Annotated in this window: 9 protein-coding genes; 1 reads left to right on the forward strand and 8 read right to left on the reverse strand. The window is 72.8% G+C overall.

Annotation, left to right across the window (positions count from 1 at the left end; all coding sequences use genetic code 11):
- Positions 1-273: 273 nt before the first annotated feature.
- The 3 genes from GV126_RS16675 to bldG all read right to left on the reverse strand — a co-directional run bounded on the left by GV126_RS16675 (position 274) and on the right by bldG (position 4,117).
- Entirely contained in the window at positions 274-2,679 is a 2,406-nt protein-coding gene (locus tag GV126_RS16675; RefSeq protein ID WP_159667350.1) for a sodium-translocating pyrophosphatase, read from the reverse strand.
- Positions 2,680-3,234: 555 nt separating this feature from the next.
- On the reverse strand, positions 3,235-3,666 hold the full coding sequence (locus GV126_RS16680; protein WP_028421015.1) for an ATP-binding protein: 432 nt from the start codon (positions 3,664-3,666) through the stop codon (positions 3,235-3,237).
- A 109-nt stretch (positions 3,667-3,775) separates the two neighbouring features.
- Entirely contained in the window at positions 3,776-4,117 is a 342-nt protein-coding gene (bldG, locus tag GV126_RS16685; RefSeq protein WP_009189842.1) for an anti-sigma factor antagonist BldG, read from the reverse strand.
- Between the two features lie 82 nt (positions 4,118-4,199).
- On the opposite strand from bldG, the gene GV126_RS16690 reads away from it, so the two are divergent.
- Positions 4,200-6,692 (forward strand): DEAD/DEAH box helicase, encoded by a 2,493-nt coding sequence (locus tag GV126_RS16690; RefSeq protein ID WP_201299852.1) that lies wholly within the window; start codon positions 4,200-4,202, stop codon positions 6,690-6,692.
- Between the two features lie 172 nt (positions 6,693-6,864).
- Here GV126_RS16690 and GV126_RS16695 read toward each other — a convergent pair whose 3' ends face one another.
- The 5 genes from GV126_RS16695 to GV126_RS16715 all read right to left on the reverse strand — a co-directional run.
- Entirely contained in the window at positions 6,865-7,296 is a 432-nt protein-coding gene (locus GV126_RS16695; protein WP_419795993.1) for an Rv3654c family TadE-like protein, read from the reverse strand.
- Positions 7,293-7,688, reverse strand: a complete 396-nt coding sequence (locus tag GV126_RS16700; protein ID WP_159667353.1) for a TadE family type IV pilus minor pilin — start codon at positions 7,686-7,688, stop codon at positions 7,293-7,295. Before GV126_RS16700 ends, GV126_RS16695 begins: the two co-directional genes overlap by 4 nt.
- Positions 7,675-7,875 carry a DUF4244 domain-containing protein gene (locus GV126_RS16705; RefSeq protein WP_028421019.1) on the reverse strand — a complete coding sequence of 67 codons (201 nt, stop codon included), beginning with the start codon at positions 7,873-7,875 and terminating at the stop codon, positions 7,675-7,677. The genes GV126_RS16700 and GV126_RS16705 overlap by 14 nt, the downstream gene beginning before the upstream one ends.
- Positions 7,876-8,061: 186 nt before the next feature.
- Positions 8,062-8,862: a type II secretion system F family protein gene (locus GV126_RS16710; RefSeq protein ID WP_159667356.1), complete on the reverse strand. Its 801-nt coding sequence runs from the start codon at positions 8,860-8,862 to the stop codon at positions 8,062-8,064.
- Positions 8,859-9,553 (reverse strand): type II secretion system F family protein (locus tag GV126_RS16715; protein ID WP_159667359.1); only part of this gene is annotated, 695 nt, incomplete at its 5' end. The genes GV126_RS16715 and GV126_RS16710, both read right to left, overlap by 4 nt.

Consider the following 9,553-nt stretch of genomic DNA (forward strand, 5'->3'; position numbering starts at 1 on the left):
GCCATTTGCACCAAGCGAGAGAAGGCTCACGGATGCGGGCGGTGAGACCGTGCACGCCGAGCGGGCGGGCAGCGCGTCGCACGCGCCACCCGCCCGCTCCTGCGCCGGACCTGCCGACCCGGCCCGCCGATCGGCCTGCCCGCCGGACCTGCCGACCGGGCCGGTCCAGGCCAACCAGGCCTCGGTCCGGGTCGGCCCAGGCCAACCGGACCTCCGGTCGGGTCGGCCGATCCGGCCGGCCGATCGAGTCGGCCCATCGGATCCGGTATCCGGTTACGGCACCACCGCCGGATCCGCTGACTCGGACACTCGTTCGGCCTGGTCCTCCTCGCCCACGGCGATTCCGCGCCGCTTGGAGAGGTAGACCGCGCCGACGATGACGAGCAGCGCCAGGATCGCGATGAGGATCCGTACGCCGATGCTCTTGTCGTGGCCGTAGCTGAACTTGATGACCGCGGGCGCGATGAGCAGCGAGACCAGGTTCATCACCTTCAGCAGCGGGTTGATGGCCGGGCCCGCGGTGTCCTTGAACGGGTCGCCGACCGTGTCGCCGATGACCGTGGCGGCGTGGGCCTCGCTGCCCTTGCCGCCGTGATGGCCGTCCTCGACGAGCTTCTTGGCGTTGTCCCAGGCACCGCCGGAGTTGGCGAGGAACACCGCCATCAACGTGCCCGCGCCGATCGCGCCCGCCAGGTACGCGCCGAGCGCGCCGACGCCCAGCGTGAACCCGATGAAGATCGGCGCCATGACGGCCAGCAGCCCGGGCGTGGCCAGTTCGCGCAGGGCGTCCTTGGTGCAGATGTCGACGACCTTGCCGTACTCCGGCTTCTCGCTGTAGTCCATGATCCCGGGCTTCTCACGGAACTGTCGCCGCACCTCGAACACCACCGAACCCGCCGAGCGCGAGACCGCGTTGATGGCCAGTCCGGAGAAGAGGAAGACGACCGCGGCGCCCGCGACCAGGCCGACGAGGTTGTTGGGCTGCGAGATGTCCAGGGACAGGCTCAGCGGCGAGCCCGGCCCGGTGAGTTTCGCCCCGACGTTCTGGACGTTGGTGGTGATCGCGTCCCGGTAGGACCCGAACAGCGCCGAGGCCGCCAGGACGGCGGTGGCGATGGCGATGCCCTTGGTGATGGCCTTGGTGGTGTTGCCGACCGCGTCCAGGTTGGTGAGCACCTGGGCGCCGGCGCCCTCGACGTCGCCGGACATCTCGGCGATGCCCTGGGCGTTGTCGGAGACCGGGCCGAAGGTGTCCATGGCGACGATCACGCCGACCGTGGTGAGCAGGCCGGTGCCGGCCAGCGCCACCGCGAACAGCGCCAGCATGATCGAGGTGCCCCCGAGCAGGAACGCCCCGTACACGCCGAGCCCGATCAGCAGCGCCGTGTAGACGGCCGATTCCAGGCCGACGGAGATGCCGGCGAGGACGACCGTGGCCGGGCCGGTCAGCGAGGTCTTGCCGATGTCCCTGACCGGGCGGCGGTTGGTCTCGGTGAAGTAGCCGGTCAGCTGCTGGATCACCGCGGCGAGCAGGATGCCGATGGCCACGGCGACCAGGGCGAGGACGCGCGGATCGCCGCTCTTGCCCTTGATGGCCGCGTCGGTGACGCCGGCCAGGTCGGCGTACGACGAGGGCAGGTAGGTGAAGACCGCGGCCGCGACCAGGGCGAGCGAGATCACCGCGGAGATGAAGAAGCCGCGGTTGATCGCGCTCATGCCGCTGCGGTCGGCGCGGCGCGGCGCCACCGCGAAGATGCCGATCATCGCGGTGATCACACCGATCGCGGGCACCAGCAGCGGGAAGGCGAGCCCGTGGTCACCGAACGCCGCCTTGCCGAGGATCAGCGCGGCGACGAGCGTCACGGCGTACGACTCGAACAGGTCGGCCGCCATGCCCGCACAGTCGCCGACGTTGTCGCCCACGTTGTCGGCGATGGTCGCGGCATTGCGCGGATCGTCCTCCGGAATGCCCTGCTCGACCTTGCCGACCAGGTCGGCGCCGACGTCGGCGGCCTTGGTGAAGATGCCGCCGCCCACCCGCATGAACATCGCGATCAGCGCGGCACCGAGACCGAAGCCCTCCAGCACCTTCGGCGCGTCGGCCGCGTACACCAGCACTACGCAGGAGGCGCCCAGCAGGCCGAGCCCCACCGTGAACATGCCGACGACGCCGCCCGTGCGGAAAGCGATCTTCATGGCTTTGTGCGAGACGGTGGTGAGATCCTTTTCCGGCTCACCCACCGCCGGCGTCGCCTCCCGGGCCGCCGCGGCGACCCGCACATTGCTGCGTACGGCGAGCCACATGCCGATATAACCGGTGGCCGCCGAGAACGCCGCGCCGATCAGGAAGAACACCGATCGTCCGGCACGCTGATTCCAGTCGTCCGCGGGCAGCAGCATGAGCAGGAAGAACACCACGACGGCGAATACGCCGAGGGTGCGCAGCTGACGGCCCAGATAGGCCTTCGCGCCTTCCTGGACCGCCTCCGCGATCCGTTTCATGCTCTCGGTGCCCTCGCCCGCCGCGAGCACCTGGCGTACCAGGACGCCGGCGACCACGAGCGCGGCCACCGCGACGACCGCGATCACGGCCACGATGATCCGATTGTCGTGGGTCAGCACTGCGGCTGCGAAGGGTGTGGAGTGGCCCAACTGATGAGGGGTAGAAAGCCCCGCCATTCGTCCTCCTTGACGCTTGGGCTGAGCTCAAGATGTGGACGGATTGTAGGTAGCGAAACCCGAACAAAACAGTGTGCGGTAAATGGAATCAGCCGTCACACGCTTCTCAGCAAATGATCGCCGGGCGCTACGGAACCCGAAAGGAGTAATGGGTCAAACGCATTGACCCTTGATCCATCATCGGGTTATTGATCGTGAATTAATTCACGAAATGCTGCTTGCCTACTGTAGGCACGGTCACCGCTGCGGCGCATCCGTGGCCGGCGATACGGCCATACGGGTGAACAGGCAAGGGGAACGGATGCGGAACGGGGGCGTGGAGCGCACGGGACGGCGTGGCGTGGACTGCACGGACGGGCATGCGCAAGGGCCCCGCCTTCGGAAGGTGGGGCCCTTGGGTGTGTCCGTCAGACGGTGCGCGTGTGCCCGATGAGGCGGTCATGCGGTCGGGCAGTCATGTGGCCATGCGCTCATACGGTCAGGCAGTCATGTGGCCGTGCGGGCAGGCGTGGGCAGGTCAGGCCGTCGTCCGGTCCGCCGGCGGTCGTGGCCGGCTCAGGACAGGACGGTGGGCGACGGTGTGGTCGGCCAGGTCATCCTGATCGAACCGCCGCCCTCCCCGGCCGTGACCTCCACGTCGTCGACGAGGCCGCTGATGACCGCGAGGCCCATCTCGTCCTCCTCGGCATCCGCCTCGTCCACGACGCCCGGAGCGCCCACGGCGTGCAGCGGCTGGTGCCGCGCCTCGTCGCCGACCTCGATGGAGAACTGTTTCTCCTCCTCGGTCAGCACCACGGTGACAGGCGCCGCGATCCCACCGCTCTGATGCAGCCCGACCGCACGGGAACAGGCCTCGCCGACCGCGAGCCTGACCTCGTCGAGGACGGCCTCGTCCACCCCGGCCCTGCGCGCCACCGCCGCCGCCACCAGACGGGCGGTGCGGACGTGCTCGGGCAGCGCGCTGAAGCGGAGTTCGACGGTGGCCATGCATCTCCCCCTAGGAGCTACGGGCGTGCTGTCGAGGGGCCGGACCGCCGCAGAACCCGGTCCCCCGCCTGAAACGTCTTCCGTCCCGGGCCGCGGCCCGGGAACGCGGTCAGTCGGTCGCCGCCACGGCCTCGTCGACCGAGGTGTGGATCGGGAAGACCTTGGTCAGACCGGTGATGCGGAAGATCTTGAGAATGCGCTCCTGGTTGCAGACCAGGCGCAGCGAGCCCTCGTGGGCGCGCACGCGCTTCAGGCCACCCACCAGCACGCCGAGCCCGGTGGAGTCGAGGAAGTCCACGCCCTCCATGTCGACGACGAGGTGGAAATTCCCGTCGTTCACCAGCTCGACCAGCTGCTCGCGCAGCTTGGGCGCGGTATACACGTCGATTTCGCCACCGACCTCGACGACCGTACGATCGCCGACGGTACGGGTCGACAGGGACAGGTCCACGGATCCTCCAGCACCTTGCTATCGAGCGGTCGCCCCTCGGGGCACCTCGGCTTGAAGCCCCCAGGACGGTTCGCCAGCCGCGATGGCATTCAATCACTTACCGGCAGGCGTGCACGACGCCTTGGCTCCATTGTCCGTCACGCCGGTGACACACTCGGTGCCAATGGCCAAGAATCACCGATCCGATCGATCCCCGACGGACCACGCAACCCGCCTGCCGCCGGGCATGCTCCTGGACCGGCTCGCCTCCGGGCCCAGCCGAGCCGCGCGCATCACTCATACGGAGCACCTGCCCCCGCGGGCGGGTCGTCATGCCGTCTGGCCCGACCGGATTCGCCCGGAGGTCGTCGCCGCCGTCCAGGCGTGCGGAATCGAGCACCCCTGGGCCCACCAGGCACGCGTGGCCGAACACGCCCTCGACGGCGACTCGGTGGTCGTCGCCACGGGCACGGCGTCCGGCAAGTCGCTGGCCTATCTCGTCCCGGTCCTCTCGACGCTCCTGGACGGCTCCGAGGCCCCGAACGGCCGCGGCGCCACCGCCCTGTACCTGGCGCCCACCAAGGCCCTGGCGGCCGACCAGTGCCGCGCGGTACGGGATCTGGCCCGCCCGCTGGGCACCGCCGTACGCCCGGCCGTGTACGACGGCGACACGCCGGTCGAGGAACGCGAGTGGATCCGCCAGTACGGCACCTACGTCCTGACCAACCCGGACATGCTGCACCGCGGGATCCTGCCGTCCCACCCGCGCTGGTCCTCCTTCCTGCGGGCCCTGAAGTACGTCGTCATCGACGAGTGCCACACCTACCGGGGCGTCTTCGGCTCCCATGTCGCCCAGGTCCTGCGCCGCCTGCGCCGGCTCTGCGCCCGCTACGGCGCGTCGCCGGCCTTCCTGCTGGCCTCCGCGACCGCGGCCGAGCCGGCCGTGGCCGCCCGCCGCCTCACCGGGCTGCCGGTGGTCGAGGTGGCCGACGACGCCTCGCCCCGCGGTGAACTGGTGTTCGCCCTCTGGGAGCCGCCGTTGCCCGAGCTGCGGGGCGAGAGGGGCCCCCCGGCCCGCCGCCCCGCCACCGCCGAGACCGCCGACCTGCTCACCGACCTCACCCTGCAGGGCGTGCGCTCGGTCGCCTTCGTCCGTTCCCGGCGCGGCGCCGAGCTGATCTCGGTGATCGCCCAGGAACGGCTGAAGGAGATCGACCGCCCGCTGGCCCGGCGTGTCGCGGCCTACCGGGGCGGCTACCTCCCCGAGGAGCGCCGCGCCCTGGAGCGCGCCCTGCACACCGGCGAGCTGCTCGGCCTGTCCGCCACCACCGCCCTGGAACTCGGGGTGGACGTCTCCGGCCTGGACGCGGTGCTCATCGCCGGCTACCCGGGCACCCGCGCCTCCCTGTGGCAGCAGGCGGGGCGGGCGGGACGGGCCGGCCAGGGCGCCCTGGCGGTGCTGGTCGCCCGCGACGACCCGCTGGACACCTTTCTCGTCCACCATCCCGAGGCCCTGTTCGACCGACCGGTGGAATCGACCGTCCTCGACCCCGACAACCCCTACGTCCTCGCCCCGCACCTGTGCGCGGCCGCCGCCGAGCTGCCGCTCACCGAGGAGGACATCGACCTGTTCGGCCCGGCCTGCGCGGAGCTGCTGCCGCAGCTGGAGGCCGCGAAGCTGCTGCGCCGCCGGACGAAGGCCTGGCACTGGACGCGGCGGGAACGGGCCGCGGACCTGACCGACATCCGCGGCGAGGGCGGGCGGCCGGTGCAGATCGTCGAGGCGGGCACCGGGCGGCTGCTCGGCACGGTCGACGAAGCGGCCTCGCACACGAGCGTGCACGAGGGCGCGGTCCACCTGCACCAGGGCCGTACGTATCTGGTGCGCTCCCTGGACCTGGACGACTCGGTCGCCCTGGTCGAGGAGGCGAACCCGCCGTACACGACGGTGGCCCGCGACACGACGTCCATCTCCGTCCTGGAGACGGACGTCGAGATCCCCTGGGGCGACGGCCGCCTGTGCTACGGCTCCGTCGAGGTCACCAACCAAGTGGTCTCCTTCCTGCGTCGGCGTGTCATCACCGGCGAGGTGCTGGGCGAGACGAAGCTCGACCTGCCTCCGCGCACGCTGCGCACCCGCGCGGTGTGGTGGACGGTCACCGAGGACCAGCTGGACGAGGCCCGGATCAACCCGGAGATCCTCGGCGGCGCCCTGCACGCCGCCGAGCACGCGTCGATCGGCATGCTGCCCCTGTTCGCCACCTGCGACCGCTGGGACATCGGCGGCGTCTCCATCCCACTGCACCCCGACACGCTGCTGCCCACGGTCTTCGTCTACGACGGCCACCCCGGCGGCGCGGGCTTCGCCGAGCGGGCCTTCCACACCGCCCGCGCCTGGCTGACCGCCACCCGCGAGGCCATCGCCTCCTGCGAGTGCGACGCCGGCTGCCCGGCCTGCATCCAGTCCCCCAAGTGCGGCAACGGCAACGACCCGCTCCACAAGAGGGGCGCCGTCCGGCTGCTGACGGTGCTGCTGAAGGGCGCGCCGCCGGAGGCGGACGGGAAGCCGGAACCGGAAAAGGAGGGTGAGGCCTAGTCCGGTCAGGCGCCCGTCCCGGCCGGTTGGCCCGGTCCCGGCCGGTGGCCCGGCCCGGTCCCGGTGGAGGTGGCCCTGCCCCGTCCCGGTCCACGGTCCCGGCTCTGTACCTGCCGGTGGCCCCGGCCCTGGTCCCGTGGACGGTCCCGACCCGGTCGACGGTCCGGCCCGCCTACCGATCCGGTAGCCCCGGCCCTGACCCCGCAGACGGTCCCGGTGTGGCCGGCGGGCCCGCGCGTGCCCTCACCTGCGCCGCCAACGGCCCGTGTTCCGTGGCCGCTGAGACGTCCGAGACGGTGCCCGTGAGCGCGCACCGGACCAGTCGGGCGCCCTGGGCCCGGGCCACACGGTCCGCGTGGGCGCAGGCCGCGGCCCGGCCCTCCGCCCAGTGGTCCGCCGCGGCCAGCGCCGCCAGGTCGGCGGCGCCGGCCGCGCGGTGGCGGACGACCACGGCCTGCCCCAAGGCGAGGCCGACGCCGAAGACCACGCAGAGCAGGGCGATCGCTCCCACGCTCCAGACGGTGGCGGAACCGCGGTCGCCGCGGACGGTGGCCAGGCCACCGTCTCCACGGCCCGCTCCACTCCCAGGGAGTCGGCCCCTCACGAGCCCGCCCCCTTCTCCGCCTGCGCCCCCACGGCCTCCTCGGCCTCGGCCACGGCCTCCTCCCGCAGTTCGAAGGGCAGCGCGCCCAGGCCCGGCGGGGCGGCCACGACGACCACGCGGACGTGCTCGCCCTCCCTGCTCACCGTGACCTTCGCGCCGTGCGGCGCCGCCTCGCGGGCCAACCGGGTGACGGCGCCGTCCGGATCCTGGCGGGCGGCGGCACGGGCACCCGCCCGTGCCGCGTCCACACACTGGATCTGGGCGAGCACGACCAGCAGCCCCCACACCAGGGTGGTCACCACCAGCACCAGTACGGGCAGGGTCACGGCCGCCTCCGCCGTCACGAACCCCTCGTCGCCGGCGCGCTCGCGTCGCCGCTCACATCCGCGCACTGAGCGCCCGTTTCACGATGTTCTGCAGCTCCGTCTTGACCTGCCCGCTCGTCACCACCTCGTACAGCAGCACGGCGAACGCCACCGCCGCGATGATGCCCATGGCGTACTCGGACGTGACCATGCCCGCGTCCCGGCGCATCCGGCCCGTCAGGGCACGCAGCCGTGCCCGCATCCTTCGGTGCATCTCGAACCCCCGTGAGGTCTCGTTCTCGGTCGTTCTTCGGTTCAGTCGTTCTTCGGATCGGTCGTTCTTCGGTCCGGTCGTACTTCGGTCCGGTCCTTCCTCGGTTCCTCGTCGCGCAGCCGCGCGCCGCGTCATGCAGGCGCACGCATCGCGTCATGCAGGTGCGCGCACCGCGTCATATGGCCCTCACCAGCCGCCACCTCCTTTCAGCACCCCGCCCGCCAGGCCGATCACCACAGGCAGTACGCCGACCGCGACGAAGGCGGGCAGAAAGCACAGCCCCACCGGCGCGGTGACCAGGACGGCCGCCCGGCGCGCCCGGGCCGTTGCGGCGCGTGCCCGCTCGGCCCGGACGTCGGCCGCGAGCCGCCCGGCCGGGCCGGCGGCGGGGAGCCCCGACTCGTCGGCCCTCTCCAGCAGCCGTGCCAGGGCGGCGGCCCCCGGTATCGCTGCGAGCCGGCTCCAGGCGCCGTTCGGCGCACCGCCCAGCCGTACCTCCGCCGCTCCGTGCGTGAGCGCTTCTCCGACGGGCCCGCCCAGGGCCTCCCCGACCGCCTGGGCGGCGATCACCGGTCCCGCGCCGGCCGCGATGCAGGCCGCCACGAGGTCGGCGGCCAGCGGGAGCCGGCGGGCCGCCTCGGCGACGTCGAACTCCGCTTCGGGCCGGCGCGCGATCCGCCGCTGCCACCACCGCAGTCCGGCCGCGGCGGCCAGCCCCACGAGGATTCCGCTGAGGCCGCCGATCAGTACCCACCCGGCGGCGGCCACCGCCGACACCGGCCCCCACGTGCGCAGGGCGGCCGGGGCCGAAAGGCGCGGGTCGGCACGCTCCCGGTGCTCCTGGTGCGATGCCTTTCGCAGCAGGTGGGCCATCCGCCGTCGCGTTCCGCGCCTGCGGCGCAGCGCCTCGATCCACCACGCCGACAGCCCCAGGATCCCGGCTGCCGCCACCGCCGTCCCCAACCTGTGGACAACGTCCGCGCTCATGACGCTTCCGCCCGTCGCACGATCTCCAAGGCCCACCACAGCCCCACGGCCTCCAGTGCCCCGCCGACCACCAGGCAGGCGAGGCCGGCCCCGGTGTGCAGCAGCACGCGCAAGGGGTCGGCGCCCATCGCCGTACCGAGCAGCAGTCCCAGCGCGGGCAGGCAGGCGAGCATCACGGCCGTGGCCCGGGCGCCCGACAACTGAGCGCGCAGATCGGCACGTTGATCGCGCTCCGCGCGCAGCGCCGCTTCCAGCCGGTCGAGCCCGGCCGCCAGCCCGGCACCCTGGTCCACGGCCACCCGCCAGCAGGCCGCGAGTCCGCGCACCCCCTCGGCGCCGGGCCGCCGGGCCGCTGTGGTGAGCGCGCCGGGCACGTCCCCGCCGAACCGTGCCGCCGCGATCACGGCCGCCTGCGCGGCGCCGAGGCCGTCCGAGTCCCGTGCGGCGCACACCAGCGCCTCGCCCGGCTGCCGTCCGGCCCGCACCTCCCCGGCCAGCGCCCCGCACAGGGCGATCACCGCGTCCGTCCGCCGCTCCCGCGCCCGCCGCGCGGCCCGGGCACGCCGACCGCGCCGCAGCACCGGCACCCCCGCCGCACCCGCGACGACCGGCAGTACCGAGGCTCCCAGCACCGCCAGCAGCAGCCCTGCGGCCAACGCCCACCACTCGGCCCCCACTCGCCCACGGAGCC

This window comes from Streptomyces mexicanus (genome assembly GCF_902506575.1).
GTDB lineage: Bacteria > Actinomycetota > Actinomycetes > Streptomycetales > Streptomycetaceae > Streptomyces > Streptomyces mexicanus.

Excerpts from the sequence above, each read along its gene's own strand:
- GV126_RS16680 (WP_028421015.1), bottom strand. The coding sequence starts at position 3,666 with ATGGCCACCGTCGAACTCCGCTTCAGCGCGCTGCCCGAGCACGTCCGC.
- GV126_RS16690 (WP_201299852.1), top strand. The coding sequence starts at position 4,200 with ATGGCATTCAATCACTTACCGGCAGGCGTGCACGACGCCTTGGCTCCA.
- GV126_RS16705 (WP_028421019.1), bottom strand. The coding sequence starts at position 7,875 with ATGCACCGAAGGATGCGGGCACGGCTGCGTGCCCTGACGGGCCGGATG.
- GV126_RS16710 (WP_159667356.1), bottom strand. The coding sequence starts at position 8,862 with ATGAGCGCGGACGTTGTCCACAGGTTGGGGACGGCGGTGGCGGCAGCC.
- GV126_RS16675 (WP_159667350.1), bottom strand. The coding sequence starts at position 2,679 with ATGGCGGGGCTTTCTACCCCTCATCAGTTGGGCCACTCCACACCCTTC.